This is a genomic window from Ventosimonas gracilis, from assembly GCF_001580025.1.
Lineage (GTDB): Bacteria > Pseudomonadota > Gammaproteobacteria > Pseudomonadales > Pseudomonadaceae > Ventosimonas > Ventosimonas gracilis.
Genome location: NZ_LSZO01000039.1, coordinates 1 through 682, shown reverse-complemented (window position 1 = coordinate 682; position 682 = coordinate 1). Strand labels below are relative to the sequence as shown.

At 57.8% G+C, this 682-nt stretch carries 1 protein-coding gene; it reads left to right on the top strand.

Translation table 11 applies throughout. The features are described 5' to 3' along the window. The first annotated feature begins 135 nt into the window (after nt 1–135). Nucleotides 136–447, top strand: coding sequence for a helix-turn-helix domain-containing transcriptional regulator (locus AXE65_RS02055; RefSeq protein WP_068387358.1), 312 nt, complete (start codon nt 136–138; stop codon nt 445–447). The last annotated feature ends 235 nt before the right edge of the window (nt 448–682 follow it).

Sequence of the window (682 nt, the reverse complement as noted above, 5' to 3'; positions counted from 1 at the left end):
TTACGCGCAATCCGGGCAAGCCGTGGTCTTGTTGCTCTGCGGCGGCATCAAGCGTTCGCAGGACGCCGACATATCGAAGGCGTGCGAATATTGGAAGGACTGACAGCGCAGCAACATGAAACAGGAGAAAGAGTGATGAAAGATCGAGCACATGATGATGCGATGGCCGAAGTCTTCGGTAAAGACCCTGCCTATGCGGTGGAGCTGCTGAATAGCATCCTTGAAGACGGCGACCAAGGCGAGCTACTGATCGCGCTTCGCCAGATGACGAAGGCATTCGGAGGCGTGTCCAAGGTGGCAGAGAAGGCGCAGCTTAACGGCACGCACATCTATCGCACGCTGTCCGCGAAGGGCAACCCGGAGATTCGCAGTCTGTCGGCAATCCTCAAGACGATGGGTCTGCGCCTCGCGGTGCAGCCCATCCAGCACCCGCCAGCGCACGCATGAACGCCGCGCCGCGTTGGTGACGCGCCCGAACTGGAAGGGCTGCGGCTGTCTCTAATTTTTGTTTTAAGGCCGATGAAAACGCAGGGTCTTTGCGGCTTTTTCGGAGTTATCTTGCTGCGGGCGGCATGCTCTTTATGGCTGCTGCCTATGCCCCAAGCTTAAGCTGTAGCCCTGTGATTGGCTTTGGGATTGCGTTTGCTGCTGTGCTTGCTTTTCGCGCTGCCCGCGTTCTTGT

Excerpts from the sequence above, each read along its gene's own strand:
- AXE65_RS02055 (WP_068387358.1), top strand. The coding sequence starts at position 136 with ATGAAAGATCGAGCACATGATGATGCGATGGCCGAAGTCTTCGGTAAA.